The organism is Pseudomonas sp. Irchel 3A18 (assembly GCF_900187465.1).
In the GTDB taxonomy this organism is placed as follows: domain Bacteria; phylum Pseudomonadota; class Gammaproteobacteria; order Pseudomonadales; family Pseudomonadaceae; genus Aquipseudomonas; species Aquipseudomonas cichorii.
Window position 1 is genome coordinate 48,608 of record NZ_FYDI01000020.1, and the last position, 19,845, is coordinate 68,452.

At 55.9% G+C, this 19,845-nt stretch carries 20 protein-coding genes; 10 read left to right on the forward strand and 10 right to left on the reverse strand.

Features of this window, described 5'->3' with window-relative positions:
- The first annotated feature begins 18 nt into the window (after positions 1–18).
- Positions 19–1,575: a D-xylose ABC transporter ATP-binding protein gene (gene xylG, locus CKW23_RS24275; RefSeq protein ID WP_095068501.1), complete on the forward strand. Its 1,557-nt coding sequence runs from the start codon at positions 19–21 to the stop codon at positions 1,573–1,575.
- A complete protein-coding gene (locus CKW23_RS24280) occupies positions 1,576–2,712 on the forward strand; it encodes a sugar ABC transporter permease (protein WP_025259129.1) in 1,137 nt (378 codons plus the stop codon).
- A 59-nt stretch (positions 2,713–2,771) separates the two neighbouring features.
- Here CKW23_RS24280 and CKW23_RS24285 read toward each other — a convergent pair whose 3' ends face one another.
- A complete protein-coding gene (locus CKW23_RS24285; RefSeq protein ID WP_256590482.1) occupies positions 2,772–3,875 on the reverse strand; it encodes a hypothetical protein in 1,104 nt (367 codons plus the stop codon).
- Positions 3,872–4,243, reverse strand: a complete 372-nt coding sequence (locus CKW23_RS24290) for a hypothetical protein (protein WP_095068503.1) — start codon at positions 4,241–4,243, stop codon at positions 3,872–3,874. The genes CKW23_RS24285 and CKW23_RS24290 overlap by 4 nt, the downstream gene beginning before the upstream one ends.
- Before the next feature lie 254 nt (positions 4,244–4,497).
- Here CKW23_RS24290 and CKW23_RS24295 point away from each other — a divergent pair, with 254 nt between their 5' ends.
- Both CKW23_RS24295 and CKW23_RS24300 read left to right on the forward strand, forming a co-directional pair.
- Positions 4,498–5,202 carry a tRNA (adenine(22)-N(1))-methyltransferase TrmK gene (locus CKW23_RS24295; protein ID WP_095068505.1) on the forward strand — a complete coding sequence of 235 codons (705 nt, stop codon included), beginning with the start codon at positions 4,498–4,500 and terminating at the stop codon, positions 5,200–5,202.
- 536 nt (positions 5,203–5,738) lie between these two features.
- Positions 5,739–6,233: a demethoxyubiquinone hydroxylase family protein gene (locus tag CKW23_RS24300; protein WP_095068507.1), complete on the forward strand. Its 495-nt coding sequence runs from the start codon at positions 5,739–5,741 to the stop codon at positions 6,231–6,233.
- A gap of 36 nt (positions 6,234–6,269) precedes the next feature.
- Here CKW23_RS24300 and CKW23_RS24305 read toward each other — a convergent pair whose 3' ends face one another.
- Positions 6,270–7,175 carry an aromatic alcohol reductase gene (locus tag CKW23_RS24305; protein ID WP_095068509.1) on the reverse strand — a complete coding sequence of 302 codons (906 nt, stop codon included), beginning with the start codon at positions 7,173–7,175 and terminating at the stop codon, positions 6,270–6,272.
- 93 nt (positions 7,176–7,268) lie between these two features.
- Here CKW23_RS24305 and CKW23_RS24310 point away from each other — a divergent pair, with 93 nt between their 5' ends.
- Both CKW23_RS24310 and CKW23_RS24315 read left to right on the forward strand, forming a co-directional pair.
- The gene (locus CKW23_RS24310; protein ID WP_095068511.1) at positions 7,269–7,682 is read left to right on the forward strand and encodes a helix-turn-helix domain-containing protein; all 414 of its coding nucleotides are present in this window, start codon (positions 7,269–7,271) and stop codon (positions 7,680–7,682) included.
- 184 nt (positions 7,683–7,866) lie between these two features.
- A complete protein-coding gene (locus tag CKW23_RS24315) occupies positions 7,867–8,805 on the forward strand; it encodes a hypothetical protein (protein WP_025259136.1) in 939 nt (312 codons plus the stop codon).
- A gap of 128 nt (positions 8,806–8,933) precedes the next feature.
- Here the strand turns inward: CKW23_RS24315 and CKW23_RS24320 are convergent, their stop codons facing one another.
- Both CKW23_RS24320 and CKW23_RS24325 read right to left on the reverse strand, forming a co-directional pair.
- Positions 8,934–9,407: a hypothetical protein gene (locus CKW23_RS24320; protein WP_025259137.1), complete on the reverse strand. Its 474-nt coding sequence runs from the start codon at positions 9,405–9,407 to the stop codon at positions 8,934–8,936.
- A complete protein-coding gene (locus CKW23_RS24325; protein WP_025259138.1) occupies positions 9,394–10,779 on the reverse strand; it encodes a DUF3696 domain-containing protein in 1,386 nt (461 codons plus the stop codon). The genes CKW23_RS24320 and CKW23_RS24325 overlap by 14 nt, the downstream gene beginning before the upstream one ends.
- Before the next feature lie 503 nt (positions 10,780–11,282).
- Between CKW23_RS24325 and CKW23_RS24330 the strand changes: the two genes are divergently transcribed.
- Positions 11,283–12,254 carry a hypothetical protein gene (locus CKW23_RS24330; protein ID WP_025259139.1) on the forward strand — a complete coding sequence of 324 codons (972 nt, stop codon included), beginning with the start codon at positions 11,283–11,285 and terminating at the stop codon, positions 12,252–12,254.
- An 82-nt stretch (positions 12,255–12,336) separates the two neighbouring features.
- Here CKW23_RS24330 and CKW23_RS24335 read toward each other — a convergent pair whose 3' ends face one another.
- Positions 12,337–13,251, reverse strand: a complete 915-nt coding sequence (locus CKW23_RS24335) for a LysR family transcriptional regulator (protein ID WP_025259140.1) — start codon at positions 13,249–13,251, stop codon at positions 12,337–12,339.
- A 162-nt stretch (positions 13,252–13,413) separates the two neighbouring features.
- Here CKW23_RS24335 and CKW23_RS24340 point away from each other — a divergent pair, with 162 nt between their 5' ends.
- Positions 13,414–14,424 (forward strand): NAD(P)-dependent alcohol dehydrogenase, encoded by a 1,011-nt coding sequence (locus tag CKW23_RS24340; protein ID WP_095068513.1) that lies wholly within the window; start codon positions 13,414–13,416, stop codon positions 14,422–14,424.
- A gap of 72 nt (positions 14,425–14,496) precedes the next feature.
- Here CKW23_RS24340 and CKW23_RS24345 read toward each other — a convergent pair whose 3' ends face one another.
- Both CKW23_RS24345 and CKW23_RS24350 read right to left on the reverse strand, forming a co-directional pair.
- On the reverse strand, positions 14,497–15,084 hold the full coding sequence (locus CKW23_RS24345; RefSeq protein ID WP_095068515.1) for a hypothetical protein: 588 nt from the start codon (positions 15,082–15,084) through the stop codon (positions 14,497–14,499).
- A 24-nt stretch (positions 15,085–15,108) separates the two neighbouring features.
- Positions 15,109–15,396, reverse strand: a complete 288-nt coding sequence (locus CKW23_RS24350) for a hypothetical protein (protein WP_025259143.1) — start codon at positions 15,394–15,396, stop codon at positions 15,109–15,111.
- Positions 15,397–15,809: 413 nt separating this feature from the next.
- Here CKW23_RS24350 and CKW23_RS24355 point away from each other — a divergent pair, with 413 nt between their 5' ends.
- The gene (locus tag CKW23_RS24355; RefSeq protein ID WP_025259144.1) at positions 15,810–17,180 is read left to right on the forward strand and encodes a gluconate:H+ symporter; all 1,371 of its coding nucleotides are present in this window, start codon (positions 15,810–15,812) and stop codon (positions 17,178–17,180) included.
- Here the strand turns inward: CKW23_RS24355 and CKW23_RS24360 are convergent.
- On the reverse strand, positions 17,160–17,675 hold the full coding sequence (locus CKW23_RS24360) for a nuclear transport factor 2 family protein (RefSeq protein WP_025259145.1): 516 nt from the start codon (positions 17,673–17,675) through the stop codon (positions 17,160–17,162). The genes CKW23_RS24355 and CKW23_RS24360 overlap by 21 nt on opposite strands.
- 1 nt (position 17,676) lies before the next feature.
- Positions 17,677–18,756, reverse strand: a complete 1,080-nt coding sequence (locus CKW23_RS24365) for an aldo/keto reductase (protein ID WP_025259146.1) — start codon at positions 18,754–18,756, stop codon at positions 17,677–17,679.
- Positions 18,757–18,901: 145 nt separating this feature from the next.
- Between CKW23_RS24365 and CKW23_RS24370 the strand changes: the two genes are divergently transcribed.
- Positions 18,902–19,822, forward strand: coding sequence for an AraC family transcriptional regulator (locus CKW23_RS24370; protein WP_025259147.1), 921 nt, complete (start codon positions 18,902–18,904; stop codon positions 19,820–19,822).
- Positions 19,823–19,845 lie beyond the last annotated feature (23 nt).

Below are 19,845 nucleotides of genomic sequence, written 5' to 3' on the forward strand. Positions count from 1 at the left end.
TTTGCGTGAGCCCTCGCCATGTCCGACTACCTGCTGCAAATGAACGGCATCGTCAAAACCTTTGGCGGTGTCAAAGCCCTCAATGGCATCGACATCAGGATCAGGCCGGGGGAGTGCGTCGGATTGTGCGGCGAGAACGGCGCCGGTAAATCCACGCTGATGAAAGTGCTGTCGGCGGTCTACCCCCATGGCACCTGGGACGGTGAAATTCTCTGGGACGGCCAGCCGCTCAAGGCGCAGTCGATCAGCGAAACCGAAGCCGCCGGCATTGTCATCATTCATCAGGAACTGACCCTGGTTCCCGACCTGTCGGTGACCGAAAACATTTTCATGGGCCATGAGCTGACGTTGTTTGGCGGGCGCATGAATTACCCGGCCATGACCCACCGCGCTGAAGCCTTGATGCGTGAGCTGAAAGTGCCGGACATGAATGTCTCGCTACCGGTTTCCCAGTACGGCGGTGGCTACCAGCAACTGGTGGAAATCGCCAAGGCGCTGAACAAGCAGGCGCGCCTGCTGATCCTCGATGAGCCATCCTCGGCCCTGACCCGTTCGGAAATCGAGGTGCTGCTGGACATCATCCGCGACCTCAAGGCCAAGGGCGTTGCGTGTGTCTACATCTCCCACAAACTCGATGAAGTGGCTGCCGTCTGCGACACCATTTCGGTGATCCGGGACGGCAAACACATTGCCACGACCCACATGGCGGACATGGACATTCCCAGGATCATCACCCAGATGGTCGGGCGGGAAATGAGCAACCTGTACCCTACCGAGCCCCATAGCATTGGTGACGTGATTTTCGAGGCGCGTCATATCACTTGCTATGACGTCGATACCCCCAAGCGCAAGCGGGTCGACGACATTTCATTCGTTCTCAAGCGCGGTGAAATTCTCGGTATCGCCGGGCTGGTTGGTGCCGGTCGCACGGAGCTGGTTTCGGCGCTGTTCGGCGCGTATCCCGGTCGTCATGAAGGCGAAGTCTGGCTGGAAGGCCAGCGAGTCGACACCGGCACGCCGCTCAAGTCCATTCGTGCCGGTTTGTGCATGGTCCCCGAAGATCGCAAGCGCCAAGGCATCATTCCGGATCTGGGTGTCGGCCAGAACATCACCCTGGCGGTACTGGAGAACTACTCCAGGCTGACCCGTATCGATGCTGAAGCCGAGCTGCATGGCATCGATCAGGAAATCGCGCGCATGCACCTCAAGACCGCGAGCCCGTTCCTGCCGATCACCAGCCTCTCTGGCGGCAACCAGCAAAAAGCCGTGCTGGCAAAGATGCTGCTGACCAAACCCCGGGTCCTGATTCTTGATGAGCCTACCCGTGGCGTGGACGTTGGCGCCAAGTATGAAATCTACAAGTTGATGGGCGCACTGGCGGCCGAAGGCGTGTCGATCATCATGGTGTCCTCGGAGCTGGCCGAAGTGCTCGGCGTCTCGGACCGGGTGCTGGTGATCGGCGAAGGTCAGTTGCGCGGTGACTTCATCAATCACGAACTCACTCAGGAGCAAGTGCTTGCCGCCGCGCTCAGCCAGGCTGCTGGCCATAACAATAATGATCGGAAGTCCGCCTAGATGAACCAGGTCAAACAGCTTTTCACCCGCTACAAAATGCTCGCACTGGTCATCGCCGTGGCGATTATCTGGCTGTTCTTCAGTTGGCAGACCGAGGGCGGCTTCCTGACCCCGCGCAACCTCTCCAACCTGTTGCGCCAGATGTCCATCACCGGGATTCTGGCCTGCGGCATGGTGTTGGTCATCATCAGTGGCGAGATCGATCTGTCGGTTGGCTCATTGCTGGGCCTGCTCGGTGGCTTGGCGGCGATTCTCGATGTGATCTATCACGTACCGCTGCTGGCGAACCTGAGCATTGTCGTCCTGTGCGGGCTGATGATCGGCATCGCCAACGGTTACATGACCGCTTACCTGCGCATCCCGTCATTCATTGTCGGGCTGGGCGGCATGCTGGCGTTTCGCGGTATCTTGCTGGGGATTACCGGCGGCACCACCATCGCCCCGGTATCGTCTGAGCTTGTTTACGTGGGACAGGGCTATCTGCCGCATTCGGTCGGTACAGGCCTGGGCGTTGTGCTGTTTGCGCTGACGCTGTTCCTGACCTGGAAGCAGCGTCGCAATCGCGCTCTCCATGGGCTGGCGGCGCATTCGCTGGTGCGCGACATCCTGCGCGTGGTGTTGATCGGCGCGGTGCTGGCCGGTTTTGTCCATACCCTCAACAGCTACGACGGTATCCCCGTGCCGGTGCTGTTGTTGCTGATTCTGCTAGGTGTGTTCAGCTACGTGACCAGCCAGACTGTCTTCGGACGCCGTGTCTATTCAGTGGGCAGCAATATGGAGGCCACGCGGCTGTCGGGTATCAATGTGCAGGCCGTAAAGCTGTGGATCTTCGGCATCATGGGCGTGATGTGTGCGCTCGCCGGTATGGTCAACACCGCACGCCTGGCCGCAGGCTCGCCCTCGGCCGGCAGCATGGGCGAACTCGACGCCATTGCCGCCTGCTTCATCGGCGGCACCTCCATGCGCGGCGGCTCCGGCACGGTTTATGGCGCTTTGCTCGGAGCACTGGTCATCACCAGCCTGGACAACGGCATGTCCATGCTCGACGTGGACAGCTACTGGCAGATGATCGTCAAGGGCAGCATTCTGGTGCTGGCTGTGTGGGTCGATGTGAGCACCCGGAGCGGGCGACGCTGATCTGTGAAAACGAATGACAACGCCTTGCCCCACGCTGGCGGCAAGGCGATCACTCTTCCTCAGTTCGCCTTCACGCTATATGACGGTCCCCACACCGACTTGCCGCTGGTTTCACGCGCCTTGATAGTGATCGGTCGATAGGTCAGCCCTTTGAGGACTTCAGCCATTTTCGGCAAACCCCAGTCCGCCGGGTTCTGACTTTTCCTGACTTCCTCGACCTCGCCCAGCAGTTGCACCAGGGTCAGTTGCTTCAGCTCACAGCGCATCTGTTCCTGATCGGCCTGCTTGCAACTGTTTTCCCGCAGTTCGGCGGCAGGTGGTTCGGCAAAGAAGCCATCGATCAGGATCACTTCACCCGAGGCAATATCGAAGCTCGCGAACTCCTTGTTGATCTTGGCCGTCACGCTGCGGGCTTCAATGGTTCGCTGCTTTATGCTTTCCGTCCAGCCTGCTGGCGAGGTCTGTCGTTTGACGTCGTAGGAGTTTTTCCCCCAGCTTGTGCATTCGTTATTGACCACGCGTACGGAGGTGCAGTAATCCTCCTGCACGGTTTCGTTGCGGTAGCTGGCGTCTTCCCATTTCTTGCCCCGCTCGAACTCATCGAATGTTATCGACTTGAGCATGGCGTAACCCAGTGACGAGGGCTGAATGTTGCGTCCGCCAGGGGCCTCGAATGCGGCTGTGCGGGGGAGGTTGTAGCTCACGCCACTGATGCTGTAATGGCCGGGATCGACCAGGTAGATCTTGTAGAGTGTTCTGCCGAATACCAACTGGAAGTAGGAGTTTTCTCCATTGTTTTCATCGGGTTTGTTACTGGTGTCGTAACCGACCTTGATACTGGAGGACGGGCGAGAGGTGTTGGTCCATTCGGTGACTCCCGAGCGCAGTCGCAAGAACCTGGCGATGTCATCGTTGTTCCCGAAGTCTGTCTTGAGGCTGTCCAGACTGGCGCTCGGCACGACCAGAATGGCTTTGCCTGAGGTCTTGAACCGGGCAAACATCTCGTCATGAGCCTTTCGTGCTTCCAGCATCGAGGCTGGCTGCGAAACCGGCTGGGCCGACATGGCGTTGAACCCTTGAGCGGGCGGCGCTATCGGCACGCAACCGCTCAGTGCCAGGCTGCCCAGCGTCAGCGTGAACAGCGCGCTAACGGAGCCTTTCATGATCCGCAGCGCCTGGCTGCTTTCAGCAGCGCATTGCAGTTGGCTGGGGCTGCAGTGTCAGACGGTGTCTGTTTGCCGGAACCTTCCACCGGACCCGAGCAAAGCGTGTCGGAATCCAGAGCCACGAGGGTGGTGTAATAGCAGTTATAAACACCTTTGCTGCTTTGTGCCTTGAACTTCACCGAGTCCAGTTCGCCGCGCTTGTCGAAAATCCTGACTTTCTCTGGCGTGGTGTTGAGTGTCACGGCCGCTTTTTCCTGCAAACTCGTATCACTGACGGTTTTGGATGCCACGATCCCGCAACCCTGAAGCAACGATACCGTCGCGCCGGCCATGAGTAGTTGAATAACAGTTTTATTCAGGGTCATTTTTCGTATCCACGTGATGTACAGGTAGGTAGTGCAGGGCCTGATAAGCGGCAACACTGTTCAACAAGACATTCTCCACGCGGGCTCGATAAAACCTATAGCTCAGGCAGTCTATTGAAACCTCTTCGGGTGTGTGCTAGTTCGGTCTGTCTTTGCGTTATTGGCCAAACATTTGAAATCCCCGTCATTACTCGACAGAATCGCGCCCCGATCGGCCAAAGGTGCCGAACGTTTGTGGTGAAAAGGGGCGGCAGTTGAACGAACAGACATTGTCCATGCGCCTGGAGCGTGTCGCCGCGCATGTGCCAGCGGGTGCGCGTCTGGCCGATATCGGTTCGGATCACGCTTACCTGCCAGTGGCCTTGATGCGCCGTGGTGCCATTGTTGCGGCGGTGGCGGGCGAGGTGGCGTTGACGCCGTTTCATGCGGCGCAACGTACCGTGCGCGAGAACGACCTGGAGCAATCGATTACCGTGCGCCAGGCCAATGGGCTGGCGGCGATCAGGCCGGAAGACGGAATCACTGCGATCAGCCTGTGCGGCATGGGCGGCGAGACGATTCGCGACATCCTCGACAGCGGCAAGGCGTATCTGAGCGGTCAGGAACGTCTGATCCTGCAACCCAACGGTGGCGAGCAACCGCTGCGCCAATGGCTGATGGAAAATGGCTACCGTATCCTCTGCGAGGAAGTGCTGCGGGAAAACCGCTTCGACTACGAAATCATCGTCGCCGACCGCTCCGGGCCGGTGATGTACAGCGCTGAGGAACTGTTTTTCGGCCCGTTGCAGATGCAGGCCCGCAGCCCGGCTTTTCTGCTCAAATGGCAGCGTTTGTTGCTCAAGAAACATAAGACCTTGACCAGTTTCGCCCAGGCGCGACAGGCCGTGCCTGAAGAGAAGATGCAGGAAATCACCCGCCAGATCCGCTGGATCACCGAGATGCTGGGTGCTCAGCGCTGATAACGCAACGCATCAACCACTACGCCAAAGGCTGATTACTGAGCCGCACGGGCAGCGAACGACTTTTCCACATCGGCACCTGGGCACTGGCCTTCTTCCCCCAACGGGCACATCTTCATTGGTGGGCGCGATGCACTACGGCAGCGGCATCTTCAGCGCGGCACTTGTCGGTTGGTTGTCCGATGGGACACCGAAAGGTATGGCCTTGGTGATGGGCGTGGCGGGGGTGGGCAGTCTGGTGACGGCTTTGGTTTCTGTGGGGCGAGGGCGAGAGGCGGGAATGTGAACGCTGCGCTTGTTTATCTGTCCGACGTGACAGCACGATGCCTGCCGAAGAGCAAGTACATGCTCTAATGCCGATCAGTCAAGGTGTACATATCACTTGTGGGAGGGGCCTTGGCCGCGACGACTTGCTTACAGGCAACACATTTTCAGCGTTTCAACGTACTGTCGCGGCCAAGGCCTCTTCCATGACAAGGCATCTCAGCGTGAACCCCCCAGACTACATGGCTAATGGAAGTGACCTCGGTAACCGCATGATGAAGGTTGACCATGCAGGCGAGCACGGTGCGATCTGTATCTACAGCGGCCAGCTGTTCATGGCCCGGCTTTTCGCGCCGGGCATGGTGGATGAGCTCAAGGAATTTCTCTCCCACGAACGCCGCCATCGGACGGTCTTTCAGGCTGAACTGCAACGCCGCAACTACCCCCGCTGCCGGAGTTACTGGCTGTGCGGCATCGGCGGCCTGGCGTTGGGTTTGATCACCGGCCTCTTAGGCCGCAAAGCCATTGTCGCAACGACCGTCGCGGTTGAAAGTGTGGTGCTCAAACACCTGGCCCATCAACTGCATGAGCTACGCGATATCGACCCGCACGCAGTCGCGGCCATTGCCTCGATCGTGGAAGAAGAGCAACACCATCATGACCACTCAGCTGCGCAGATCGATGTGCGCGATCCCTGGTTCAGGGCTCTGACACCGGTTGTGACGGCATGGACTGAGGCGGTGATCTGGATGGGGATGCGGTCTTGATCAGTTAAAGAGTGGGTCGCAGTTCACGCCACCTGCTCAGAGCAAATGTTGTTCAATCCATTGCGCGACAGTGATGGTGTCGATCTGCCGTTCGGCGTTGTAACTGTGCGCCTTGGGCCAAGCGACGCCTTTGCCTTGCGAGAACACCGCCCGGTACTTGCGCAGCGAGTCGTCGGGTGCGGCAGCCAGATCTGCCATGAGTGCAGGCACTGTCCACTCCACACGTTCAACCGTACGGTCGAGTAACCGATCGACAGTGTCCGCCAATTGCCGGTAGGTGAGGGTGTCGCCCGTCGTGAAAACCACTTCATTGACCAGCGCCGGCTCAAAGAGGATGGAGGCGGTCAGGCGGCCGATGTCTTCGGGCGTGGTGACCGTCACGGCTGTTTCCCAGCTACCCAGAGCGCGCACGATGTTCTGGTTGAGGTCGACCACGCCGAATGCAGGTTCAAACAGGAAGCTGGTGAACATGCCCGTGGAAATGATCAGCCATTGCACACGCGACTGGCCGCGTAGCATCTGGCGCACGTCCAGTTGCTCGTCAAACAGGTTTTGAGGGCTACCGTAGCCGATCACGTCGTAATCCACACCGAATTGCCACGGCACATAACGCTTCACATTGGACTGCAACACGGCGCGGGTCAGTTTGAGTTGCGTCCCGGCACCGCCTGCAAAACCCAGGCAACTGACCACCGTGTCGAAGCCGCTGAACAGCGCGGCGAGGCTTTCCTCGGAGTCGCTTGCGGCATCGGCAGACACCACCTCGATGCCCAGAGCGCTCAGCTCTTCAAGGGTTTGGCGTTTATCGAAAGCCGATGGCCGCAGCATGACCGTGACGCGAGCAGCCGGCCGCGCTGCCAGTTCGCGAAGCACCGCCATACCCAGTTCGCCCGCGCCCAGGACCAGAATAGTGTCGGTTGTTGCAGTGTCGTGTGAGTGCATCAGTAATTCCCGGTGAGTGATCAGCGATGTTTTATCCTGTCACCCTTGACGAATATTCAGAAGAAGGCACACGAGTGATACCGCATGAACGCAATGAGTGAAGATGAGGTCATCCGCCTGTCCCAAGCCACCTGCGACGCGCTCAGCGCCGAAGATGACGGACTCAAACGCGAAGTCCTGACCCACGCGGGCAATCGCTGGTCACTGGGGATCGTCCATACGCTGGGCGTGGAAGGCAAACTGCGCCACGCAGAAATCGGCCGCCGCCTGCAAGGCATCACCCAGCGCATGCTGACCCGCAGCTTGCGACAACTTGAACGAGACGGCTTGATCTCGCGTTGCGATTACGGCGAAGTGCCGCCGCGTGTTGATTATGAACTGACTCCGCTGGGGCGAAGTTTTCTGGCGCATATGGTGCCGTTGTGGACGTGGTTGCTGGAGAATGCGGAGGAGTTTCGGGCGGCTCGGGGGCGGTTTGATGGGGGGAGGGGCCAAGAATTACTTTAAGCCCAAGGCAGTCCTTCGTAGAGGACTGCTAACGGCCAGGAGTAGACTCTCAGCAAGCGCTGCTCCTGGCCAGAAGCGACTCATCCATCCACCTCTAATGCGACATACACTGTTGCTGCTGTCCTAGCCCAGATCGCCACCTTGTGGTTGTACGGCCTCACTAACATAAATGGACTTTCAGAGAATGAAAAAAATCGAGATCACACAGGATGATCTAGACCAGGGCACCGAAAAATTCCATTTATACATGCTTTATGTAAAACATCGGATAGCCGGACTAGCGGACCCCAGAATGGCGGTATTCACCGCTATAGATACCATCCAAAAAGATGGCTATAGAATAATTTTCGGCTCGCACCCAGATAATGCCGGTAAAAATGTTAGTAATTGGATTGACGAGCATTATGGAGACAGAAGTCATATTTCCTATTGCTTTCCTTCCATAGCTTGTGAGATTGACGGCAGCGCGTATTTACTGAGAATGCCCTTGCTGCGCGTAGATGAAATACCGTTGACCCAAGCAGTAATTGATATCACAGAAAGTAGTGCTTCTTCAATTTCTTCGAAAAGGCATTCGCTTCTGGAGCAAGAATATACTGACTTTTATAACGCTCTATACAATATTAGTGTTTTCAATCCTGCGAGCATTATTCACATGAACGCTGCGGCCAACTATATTCTTCACAGCAAGGCTACTTACGCCCTTGCTCGGTGGGAAAGTCTTTCATTTGTGGAAAAAACCATGAAAGAGGTCTTGCGTGCATTCGACATCAAAATGAGCGGGGCAGATGGCCACGACATTCAAGGTGCATTACACACTGAATGGAAAAATGCCGGCCTACCCGCATTGCCGGAAGCACTACTATCGGATGTTATGTGCACGACTGCGATGAGGTATCAAGAAACACCTCAACCGTTCGCGGCCACATTAAAAGCGCATCATTCCTCAGTACGGCTAGGAGCAATAATCTCAAAGCAAAAGCAAGCCATGCCACACATAGAAAACGAATTTAAATTTAAAATAAAAGATATGTCTTTAGATCCCTGCTTACATATTGCTCGTTTGGTCAAAGCCATTGACCCATTGGCTGGAAACTCTCCAAAGGTTCGCCTTATACGTTGAACTGTCCTCTTCGGCCAGAAGCGGACTTTTGTTACCGGCTGAAATCGCCCCTAAGCTGCCGGTCTTCGGGCGACTTGGCTCCAGACTGTGTAAAAGAACGAATTGATTCTGGTGATTTCATGCTAAAGCTAAATTCTGCACCCATGTGCAGGACAAAGTTGTTCTACAGCAACCCCCATTGCCTCGATATCTTTTATGTTTTCGTGCCAGTCAGTGTCAAGTGCGTTAAAAACTTTGGCCCCGGATTTTCTAGCCACAGCTAAAAACTTCCTATCGGACGGATCCATTGAATTTGGTGGTAATTCATCGAAGCCTGATCTTTCCATGCCATTCGGTGTAATAGAAACTCTCAAAACTCTATCTGGATAATATTGATGATCATGTAAGTATTTAAAAAATTCGTCTCCAACGTCCGGTTGCCCCTTGTAGCTCAGATGCTTAGCATATTCGTCAAGCATCAGCCCTATATCGTCGATTGCAACAATACTTTGTTTAGATACCACGTCGCTCAAAAAAACTACGCAGGCAAGCTGGCACTCGAGGCTGGCGTGGGTGCCTCTGCCGTTCGCCGCAATAGCCACATTGGTTTCAACGACTTTCATTGCTCACCATCGCGATTTTTCTTTTTAAAGCAGCTTTTCTGGTTGCCGAAATTTCTGCCATTTCATCACCAAAGAAACTGTCAGGCCAGTTTTTAATGTCGCCAAATTCAGTTAATTCCAACTCGGAAAGTACTGATTCGCCCTTTGCCTGGTCACAAAAGAATAATTTTATATCTTCAGTGCGTGCACTTTCCTCCGCAATTCGCCGTTGCAAACGTCTTAGAAGGTGCTCGCTGTGGCTCTCGATGATAACTTGTACATCGCGAGTTTTAGAAACGGTGAGTATCAGATCTGCCAGCCCACTCTGCACTGAGGGGTGGAGATGAATTTCAGGTTGTTCCATAAAGACTGTGCTTCCTTCTGGCACATAATATAGGAGTACCAGTGCGGGAAGAACTTGAGATACCCCAAAGCCTACATCGGTGAGCAATGCAGGCGTACTATCCTTATCTTTTTTTACATAGGCTCTGTAGAGATTAGAGCCCTCGCCAATTTCTGAAATCTCAAAGCTATCAATTAATCCAAGTTCTTTTAGCCAATATGCAATCATCTCCTGGAAGCTTTTATATCTGGTTTTTCCTCCTAGGTTTCTCTTTTCATTACGCAAGGTAGCCGACAGTACAGCAGCCACTGTCAGTTCGCCTTTTTTTCCTACATCAACCGGGCTCGTCCCAGCCCATGAGTAATCACGCTTTGGCGGCTCACGCAAAGGCCCCAAATAAAACATTTTATCCATTTGAGCTTCGTATTCAGATTCGAATAGGCTCAAAAAATCGGAGTTTTGAAAGTATGTTTTTGCTTGGTCAGGGAAGAGGTGGGTTTTAATCGGGCCTGGAAGAGCCCATGCTCTTGCCTTCACCCTCTTGAATTTGAAGCTTTCCTGATCACTATCATCTTCTGCCAAGAGGACGAATTCAGTTGATCCAGCTTTTTTGGGAGCTGTTAAAAAACTATATTTACCAAAACGATACTCTAGATGCTCGCAAGTCATCTGCTTGTTTTTATACTTGACCTCACTCCATATTCCCAAGGTGTCATCAAATGCGAGTATGTCCGTTCTTTTGCCTAAAGGGTCATTTATGACCCTTTTCCTTGGAAGATCCCATTCAACGTACCAATCTATTACTGCGTTAGTTTCATGCTGGTAAACAACATCTTGAAAGCCACCCAGGTTCACATACTGATCTGGACCGCCGAAGTCGAGAACTACCCCTCTGTCAGTAGCGTTTTTTGTTTGCTTCAACAAAAGCATAAATTGAATCAAGCTGCTCTTGCCGGAACTGTTAGTTCCAAATAACCCGGTCACCTTTCCAAACTTTAGGTCAATTTTCTTCCAAGATTTAAAGTTGTGTAGCCTTAAGTGTCTCAGCATGTGTTCTTCTCCGATCGCTCGACTGCTAATGCAAACCCTATCGCAGCAGCGTCATTGCAGGATGCGACTAGTAGTCCTGAGATAATGCCTGAAGCACAGCGAGGTGAGGAAGCAGAAAACAGGAATAGCTGAATTTTCACGCAGTGCCGCGCACGCACTGTGGATTAGCAATCGAGTAGTGGACCAAAGAAAGCCGGAAATCCCTCCGTACTGCAACAACCACCCATACCGAGATCCTAGACTCCGGTCTGCCGGCGCTCATCCATCGTTGAGACGGTTTACGGCGACTGAGGCGGATATCCCCTCCCTAGGCAAATAAACAAAGCTGCTCTTAACTGGGCGGCTGAGCGGCTGCAATTGGCCGAGAACTGCCGGTCTCGAACAACTGCTCCTGGCCGGAAGCAATATCTCAAAACAAACCCACCCCACCCTATACCTAACCAAGTATATTTCCCCGGCAGCTAAGCCTCTGTGTCCGTCGCCACCACCCTCAAGGAACGAATATGAAACTAAGGATCGCAGCAGCACTGTTTGCCGTTGCAACCTCTTCCTCCGCAGAAGATTTGAAGGAATTCAAATTCTCTACGCCGCTACCCGTTGTGCAAAACGACACCCCGGCTACCTGCGCCTTCAAGGATTTCAAGGCTCCTGACGCCATGGTGGTGTATGCGGCGGGAGCTTATTCGGGGCGTGAGTTGCCGTTTCAGATTGATCAAAGCGGCCATCAGGCCACTCAGTTCGATATTGCGGTCAACAGCCCTGAGCAACCGGTCGCGTTGATACTCGGGGCGTATGAACCGACGGTGTGGAACATTGGCTGGAGCCAGGGCACAAAGATCGTGGCGGTGTATGTCTCGGGGTATCACCGCCAAGGCGTGGCTGGTCTGGATGCCAAGGTGCCTGTGCTCAACAGCAGTTACGAAAACAAAGGCCCTTGCGGTTACCTCTATGTGGGCAAAGAGCAAAATACGGCGCTTAACCCATTGTCGCGTCAGTTGTTCGGCCAGCCGGTGAAGCTCGTTTATCCCGCCGATAAGTCGGGCAATATTCTGATCGGCCAGCCACTCAGCTCGGACGCCAGGCTCGTCACCTCGACGACAGTAACCCCCGAAAGCTTTCAAGAAAAGGGCGCGCCTCTTGCCGGTCAGCCGGGCCTTGAAGAGGCGGTTGCCAATGGCTTGCTCCGCGCAGCCACGAATGAGGACGCCTTGGCATGGGTGAATGCCAAAGTTGCCAGCACGCCTGAGCGCGATGTGCCGCCAGTGGCGGGTGTCGGAAAGCCTCGCCCGAGCGCGCCAGCCTTGTTCAACGCTTATGTTGTCCTTAAACCCTTTACCTACCCGGCCGGCTTGTACGGCGCACATGCCGCAACATTTTTCATTCCCAAAGGCGTGCCGGTGCCGAAAGGGCAGTCTGGCCATTCAGCCGTATATGACTTCAATTCAATGCGTTGTATCGGAGCCGTGTGCCAGTAGAGCTGCGCTGTGAATACCTACACATTCGCTGCTGCGTACCAGCCTCGTCAGCCAGGCATTTAATACGTATTTCAAGCAACTGCTAATTTTCCAGCCAGCGGCCATAGACGATCGGGAATTGCTCGCGGACCCAATCGACAAAGACATGGATCTGCGGTGCCAAGTGAGATCGGCTCGGGTACAGCACTGACACGGGCCGAGGATGCGGGCGATAAGGGCGTAGCACCTCGACCAATGAGCCGTTGGCAAGAAAGCGGTCGAGGGTAATGCCGGGTGCTTGAAGAATCCCAAAGCCAGCAACCCCGCACTCTACATAGGCGTTGGATTCGTTGACGGTAATACCGTGGCGGCTTACATAGGTTTGCTCGCTACCGGCATGCAAAAATTGCCAGGGCAGCGGGCGCTGATTATGACCAGAGAGAAAGGTAACTCCCCGATGTGCATCCAGATCATCAAGGGTCTTGGGCTCGCCATGCTGCTCAAGGTATCTGGGGGCCGCGCAGGTAATCATCGTCGCCAGGCCAATCCGTCGCGCCACCAGGCTTGAGCTGGGTAACTCGCCAATGCGCAATACACAGTCCACTCCCTCTGCAACCAAATCCACGGTTCTGTCTGTGACACCGAGTGCCAGTTCGATTGCTGGATAAAGGGTTGTGAAATTCAGCAGGCTCTCTATTAGCCCAGGCTGGGAAAAGGCTGTGGGGATATCGACCCGTAGTCGGCCACGCAAGATTGAGCCAGGCAGTGCAAACATCGCTGTGGCTTCTGCAACATCGCCGAGAATGTCTTTCACCCGCTCGTAGAACCGCTCCCCTTCGGAAGTGAGCCGCACTGTTCGCGTGGTGCGCTGAAAAAGCCGGACACCTAACGAGGTTTCCAGCTCCTGGATCGCTCGGGTCACCTGTGGGCGGCCTATCTGCATTGCATCTGCCGCACGGGTAAAACTTCCAAGCTCAGCCAGTCGGGCGAACACCTGCATTGACTGAAGCAGCTCCATGGCACCTCCCTCACGCATTAGATTTGTTATCTAAAAAGAAACTATAAAATTAATATTGTTGCTTATAAAAATAACAATCTTGTGCCGGATTACGCATTTATTGCTCGTCTTTCTTACGGAAAAATACCGCCAACAGATTCACACCCTCCCGGAGATAGACAGATGAAAGCGTGGCTTTTGAAAGATTTCGGTCTCGACAATCTGGTACTTGGCGAAGCGACTACCCCTGAGCCTGAAGCAGGCGAACTGCTGGTAAAAATCGGTGCTGTTTCGCTTAACTTCCGCGACAAGGCCATCGTTGACGGTATCTACGAACCCCATCTGGTTCCAAAGCCACTGATACCGGTTAGCGATGCTTCGGGCACCGTCGTTGCGGTTGGCGCAGGCGTAAGCCGCTATAAGGTAGGTGATCGTGTCAACTCGCATCTGTATTCGCGGTGGATCGATGGCGAGCCCGGCCCGGACGAACCTGCCTACTGCTTCGGCATGCCGCTACCAGGCGGTCTGGCCGAATACATGATCATCCATGAAGACAGCGCCGTTCGTGCTCCTGACAATATGTCCGACGAAGAAGCTTCAACCCTGCCGATTGCGGCACTGACAGCGTGGTATTCGTTGGTGGATTACGGCCAGATCCAACCGGGCCAAACCGTTCTGGTGCAAGGCACCGGTGGTGTGTCGATCTTCGCCGTGCAGTTGGCAACAGCGCTAGGTGCCAAGGTGATCGTTACCAGCAGCAATGATGAAAATCTTGATGCAGTGAAAAAGCTCGGTGCCGTTGCAGGCGTGAACTATCGGACCTTCCCACGCTGGGAAGAAGAAGTACTGAAGCTTACGGATGGAAAGGGCGTAGACCTGTTGCTCGATGTTGCCGGCGGTGAAGGTTTGAATCAGTCCATCGCAGCAACCAAAGCTGCTGGCAAGATTGCGCAAATCGGGTTCTTGACCGGGCAGACCACCACGCTGAGCCTGATGCCATTGATCTTCCGCCAAACCACCATTCGTGGCATTGCGGTCGCCCCCCGTTCATCGTTTGATCGGATGAACGAATTCTTGAACAAACACGCGATCCGCCCGGTGATCGACAAAACCTATTCGTTTGAAGACGCTCATCAGGCCTTCCAGCACTTGGCACGTGGCGCTTTTGGCAAAGTGGTCATCAAGGTTTCTTAAACCGTGAGTCGGTGGCGGCGTGCCGTTGAATAAGCGCGTCGTCTCATAAAGTTTAAAAGTATGAAGGCAGTCTCACCGAATCTCATACGGAACAGCAGGAGGCATCAGCGAGTCTGGCATCTTCTGCCAGTTCTCATCTTCATGACCATATTTCCCGCCCCAGATCACATCCTTCAGACGCTGTAGCTTCCATTGCCCCTGCTCATGTTTGATCAGTTCATACGGTAAACCGCGACACTGGCGCAGGCGCACGTCGACCTGCAGGCCGAACTGGTAATAGTGGCCCTTCTGCGGCACAAAGGTCATGTTGCTGCTGCACTGATTATTGGGGCCGTGATAGGCGAGGCCGATGCTTGTTTTCCGGCCTGCAATCACCGGTGTTTCGTAATAATCGCTCCAGGTCGATTTGTTCTGTTCGCTGTCCACAGGCATTCCGAGATCCTGGGTTCGTGTGAGTATGAATTCACTGCTGCGCACCAGGCCGCCAGTGCGTTGGCCATTCAACTCCTGCTCGATAGAGGCCCGTTCGGTGCCGCCCACAATACGCACCCATGCCGTATCCGGGGCAGCGGCGGGCGGGGTGAAAAACCTGTTGTGGGGAAACTGGCTACAGCCACTGCATAACATCAGCAGCAGGGCGACGGCGGTTTTGCGGTACATGCACTCTTCTCCGTGAGGCGACGATCAGGCAGTCAACGTCAGCAGTTCAGCCGCCAGTTCGCGTGCGTCTTGCTGATAGGTTTCACGCCAGGCTGATGACCAGTCGGCAGGCCGCCCTTGTTCTTCCCACTCGGCCAGTGCCAGGCCATTCAGGATCTCCAGCTCAAACCACTGTCTTTGCCAGGCTTCGGCATCCGTCACCCGTGTGTTGTCCTGCCACAGAAACTCGGTGTATGCGACAAAACTGGCCCAGGTCAACAGGTTCTCGGATGCCTGTTTTGCCTGCTCGATCAACTGCGCCTTATCTGCCATGTTTTACCGCCATCACTTTTCCAGAACGGTCATTGGCCGTCGCGTGACCCTGGTGTCGGGTTCGGTACCTTGGGTCTGCGTTGAGACTTTAAGTTCCGCTGCACAAACCTTTGAGTGTGGTCATGAACTGCCGACAAACTTCGCCAGTGCACAAGCAGCGAGACGCTATTCCAGACGACCAGTATTTGTCGGGTGTAGCGACCTTCCGCGAATAAATTCGCTCACAGAGGGAGAAGATTCATCCGCTCCCTCTTAGCAATTACTAGCCCCTGTTTGCTGCGCGACAGCGCGGCGGGCGGCCTTCTGTAAAAATTTAACTGCGGCGCAATGCCGCATTCCGGTATGGTTTGGAAAAATTGAGACAAATTGTTTCAGTTGTTTCGTGAGAAAACCGTACCAAGAAGGGGTTTACGTTGGATCTGTCGTCTGCTGCCTGGGTGTTGCATGACACCCGCCTGATCATCTGCTGCCTGATTGCGATTGCCACGATCATCGTGTTGATCAGCGCCACCAAACTCCCGCCGTTTCTGTCGATTCTGGTGGGGACTTTCATCGCAGGGATAGGCGCAGGGTTGCCGCCTGAAGCCGTTGCAAAAGCGTTCAGCAAGGGCGCGGGCGGTATTCTTGGGGAGGCGGGGATTATCATTGCCCTGGGCGCGATGCTCGGTGCCTTGATGGCCGAGTCGGGCGCGGCGGACCGGATTGCTTCCACCTTGCTCGGGCTGGGCAAGGGCAAGACGCTGCCTTGGGTCATGGCGCTGGTGGCAATGGTCATCGGCCTGCCGCTGTTCTTTGAGGTCGGGCTGGTGATGATGGTGCCGATCATTTTTGTCATGGCGCGTCAGTCCAATCAGCCGCTGCTGAAAATCGCCATTCCGGCATTGGCGGGTATGACCACGTTGCATGCCTTGATGCCTCCACATCCCGGGCCGCTGATCGCGGTCAGTGCCCTGCATGCTGATCTGGGGCTGACCATGTTGCTGGGGCTCTGCATTGCGGTTCCGGCTGTGATTCTTGCGGGCCCTCTTTACGGCAACTGGTTGTCGAAGCGCATGCACATCGAAGAGCCTGCGGAGCTTGGCGAACTGTTCAGTGCCAAGCCCGATGTCAGCCGCCAGCCGAGTTTTTGCATTTCGTTGCTGATCATTCTTTTACCGGTGATTCTCATGCTCGGCAGCACTTTGGCCAAGGTGCTCATGGCACCTGAAAGCAGCCTCGCGCTGGCCTTGAAGTTTCTTGGCGAGCCGCTGGTTGCCTTGGGCATTGCCGTGCTGGCCGCAACGGTGTGCCTGGGCTGGGCCAACGGTCTTTCCCGTGAGCATGTGGGCGGGACCTTGCGCAAAAGCCTGGCGCCGATAGCCGTGCTGTTGCTGACCATCGGTGCCGGTGGCGGCCTGAAGCAGACCCTGCTGGATGCCGGTGTCAGCCAGACCATCAGCAAAGTGGCGGAGGGCGCACACATGCCGTATCTGCTGCTGGCCTGGCTGATTGCCGTGGCGTTGCGGCAGGCAACCGGTTCGGCCACCGTGGCGACGACCACGACGGCGGGCATCCTGGCACCGATGATGGCCAGCCTTGCACCGGTCGAGGCCTCGCTGGTGGCTTTGGTGATCGGTGCGGGCTCGGTGTTCTTCTGCCACGTCAACGATGCCGGTTTCTGGATGGTTCGCGAATACTTCGGGCTGCAACTGAAGCAGACGATTTGGGTCTGGTCAGTGCTGCAGACCATCGTTTCGGTGGTCGGGCTGATCGGTACGCTGCTGTTATGGCACTGGTTGACTTGACGCCGTAGCCTCTGGAATACGCCGCAAGACATCGTCATAAGGCGCAAGGTCGAGAAAGGCCGTGACTTCCACTGCCTTGCCGTTGCGCATGTGAAAGATCCAGGCATAGCTGTTGTTATAGGCCTGCCCGTCACGGGCCACGCCGGCACCGTCCCATTGAATGATGACGTGATCGCCATCCGCCCATATCTGCCTGCTGACGGGCCGAACCGGCCTGGACAGCCGCGATACAAATGGGCGGATGGCTTGCTCGATGAACGGGTCGATGCCTCGGTACACCCCGGCACTCGGTCCCGAGCCCTTGATCGTCCAGATGATGTCCGGCGTCAGCATTTCACTGAAGAAGCTGTTCCCGCCTGCGGCCCAGCGATCGAATGCCTCGCTGACGATTTGCTTGTTGTTTGCAGCAACGTCTGGCTCCGAAGCTGCAGTAACCATGCTCGATATGATCAGCACAACGAACGCCAGGGTTTTACCAACGTTTGATAGTGCCATGTCAAAGGCTCCTTTGCAGGCCAGGCCTGCGAGCCCCGCCAAAGATCAGTTGCTGCACCATCGGCCGGGAGACGAAACGAGCCGGAAAGATCGGCTCGGGCACACTGGCCTGATCCAGGCGCGCCACGTGCTCGTCATCCAGTTGAAGGCTGAGTGCGCCCAGGTTGTCCTGCGCCTGAGCCAGGGTTCTGGCACCCATGACAGGTGCGACGACGGCAGGATTCAACAGCGTCCAGGCCAGGGCCACCTGGGAAGGCGTCGCACCGATTTCTCTGGCGATATCGCCCACGACGGCAGCGATTTGCAAGGCGCGTTCATTCATATGCCCGGATGAGCTGATCACGCCTTTGCGAGTCGGCGAAACATTGGCTTCGCTGGCCTGGCTCAAATCGTCGCGGCTGTATTTGCCTGTCAGGATGCCGCCACCCAGCGGCGACCATGGCAGGACGCCAAGGCCCATCGCCTGCGCCATCGGGATCAACTCGTGCTCGACGCTGCGTTCGACGAGGCTGTACTCGATCTGCAAGGCCACAAGGGGGGACCAGCCACGCAGGTCGGCAAGCGTTTGCAGTTCCGCGACTTTCCACGCCGGGGTGTTGCAGATCCCGAGGTAGAGCACCTTGCCACTGCGCACCAGGTCGTCCAGTGCCCGCATCACTTCGTCGGCAGAGGTGGTGAAATCCCAGGCGTGCAGGTAAAGCAGTTCGATACGATCCGTGTCGAGCTGCTTGAGGCTGGTCTCCACTGAACGCACCAGATTCATGCGATGGTTGCCGCCTGAATTGGGGTCGCTGGGGTCGCGGGCCATGGTGTATTTGGTCGCAACCACGAGCCGGTCACGCTTCTCCTTGAGCAACTGACCCAGGATGCGCTCCGAAGCCCCGTTGGTGTAATTGACGGCGGTATCGATGAAGTTGCCGCCGTTATCGACGTACGTATCGAAAATCTGTCGCGCCTGGGCTTCATCCGCGCCCCAGCCCCAGTCAGAGCCAAAAGTCATGGTGCCAAGGGCGAGCGGTGAGACCCGCATGCCCGATCGTCCGAGCAGGCGGTAATGGTCGAGTGCTGAAAGAGTGGACATACTGAACGCCTCACAGAAAGTGGAACCTGAAATCTGTAGGGGAGTGATTCTGCATTCAGTGGCGCGCCTGCCTGTAGCCGGATTGTCCTGAGTCCTTGCATGATTATCCGGGCACGCAATAATCCTGACTTTCAAAGGAGCAAGCATGGGCTCTCTGGAAAAGCTGGTCGATCTCATCAGTCGTCATTCCCCGACTGACGGCATACATCCAACGCCGATTGCTGGCGTCAGTCTGGTTCGTTCGGGTGCACCGACCATTCCGATGCCTGTGGTCTATGAACCGACCCTCTGCCTGATCGCCCAGGGCCGCAAGCAAGTGGTGGTTGGAACCACTTCGTATGTCTACGATGCGGCCAAATACCTTGTTGCCTCCGTGGACATTCCCGTGACGGGCTCGGTGATCGAGGCAAGCGAGACGACGCCTTATCTGTGCCTTGTTCTCGACCTGGACATGGCTGTGTTGAGCGACCTCGTCCTGCGATACCCGTCCCCTGAAGGAACGAGCGGCCTGCCTGCCGCAGGCATCGAACTCAACGACACAACCCCCGAATTGCTGGACGCCGCCGCAAGGCTGGCCGCTTTGCTGGATACCCCGGACGATATCGAAGCACTGGCTCCGCTGACGATTCGCGAGATTCTTTACCGGCTGCTGACCAGCAGCGGCAATGGTGTGGTTCGACAACTGGCCAAAGCCGACAGCCGTCTGAGCCAGATTGCCAAAGCCATTGCCTGGCTGCGCAGCCATTACAGCGAAACCTGCCGCATCGATGACATCGCCGATATCGCAGGCATGAGCCGTTCTACCTTCCACGCGCACTTCAAGGCCGTCACCTCCATGAGCCCACTGGAGTTTCGCAGCCAGTTGCGGCTACAGGAAGCCCGTCGCTTGATGGTGGCCGAAGCACTGGATGCGGCAGGTGCCGGTTATCGGGTGGGCTATGAAAGCCCTTCGCAGTTCAGTAGGGATTATGTCCGTATGTTCGGGTTGTCACCGGCCAGGGATGCCAGCCGGTTGCGTGGAGCCGTTCAGGAGGGGGCTGCGACCTTGCTTCTTTTCCCTGCTTAGCTCGGCTTATTCGATGAGGGCTT